Raw genomic sequence first — 907 nt, forward strand, 5'->3', positions numbered from 1 at the left:
AGACCCCGTTTCATAATGGGGTGAGCGGCAGGTGTCGCGGGCGTTGGGAGAGTGTCTGACGCTCACCCTGGATCGCCGATGTGGACCCCTACCGCTCGCACCGAGCTTGCGCGCGAAAGCCGCCCCTACGCAACCTGTCTGACCGACGCTGAATGGGCCGTCGTCGGCGCGATGCTGCCTAGTCCCGCATCAAGGGGTCGCCCCTGGCGCTGGCCGATGCGGTGGGTGCTGGATGGGGTCCTGTATGTGTTACGGACAGGCTGCGCTTGGCGGCACCTGCCGCATGAGTTCCCACCCTGGTCGACCGTGCATCGCTGGTTCTTGCGCCTGTCAGCTTCGGGCGTGTTCGAGCGCCTCGCCCACGCCCTCACGATGGACGACCGCGAGCGAGCCGGGCGTGAGGCCAGCCCGACCGGTGCCGTCATGGATGCGCAGGCGGCGCGCTCGGGCGGCGTCGGCGTCGATGGAGAACGCGGCTACGATCCAGCCCGGCGTGTGGTGGGCCGCAAACGCCACGCGCTGACCGACACGGATGGCCGTCTTCTGATCGCCGCCGTCTCGCCTGCTGACCTCCACGACAGCCATGGAGGCGTTGCGCTTTTGCGTGCCTCGCGCGGTCTCTGGCCGTTCCTGGCCCACTGCTTCGCAGACCGAGCTTATCGAGGCGAGCGCGTCGGCACCGCGACGGCGATCACCATCGAGATCATTGCGCCCGACGAGGGACAGAAGGGCTTTGCGGTTCAACCGCGACGCTGGGTCATCGAGCGAACCTTCGGATGGATCAGTCGATGCCGCAGGCTCGCCCGTGATCACGAGGCGACGGCCTCTTCCGCACTCGCCTTCTTCGTCCTGGCAGCAGCCATGATCCTCGTCAGACGCCTGGCACGAGCGTTATGAAACGGGGTCT

Annotated in this window: 1 protein-coding gene; it reads left to right on the top strand. The window is 67.3% G+C overall.

Features of this window, described 5'->3' with window-relative positions:
- The first annotated feature begins 78 nt into the window (after positions 1-78).
- Positions 79-897 (top strand): IS5 family transposase, encoded by an 819-nt coding sequence (locus FV226_RS27610; protein ID WP_147765418.1) that lies wholly within the window; start codon positions 79-81, stop codon positions 895-897.
- Positions 898-907: the final 10 nt, after the last annotated feature.

It is taken from the genome of Methylobacterium sp. WL12, from assembly GCF_008039475.1.
GTDB classification, from domain to species: domain Bacteria; phylum Pseudomonadota; class Alphaproteobacteria; order Rhizobiales; family Beijerinckiaceae; genus Methylobacterium; species Methylobacterium cerastii.

Coding starts and splice junctions, on each gene's coding strand:
- FV226_RS27610 (WP_147765418.1), top strand. CDS start 79: ATGTGGACCCCTACCGCTCGCACCGAGCTTGCGCGCGAAAGCCGCCCC.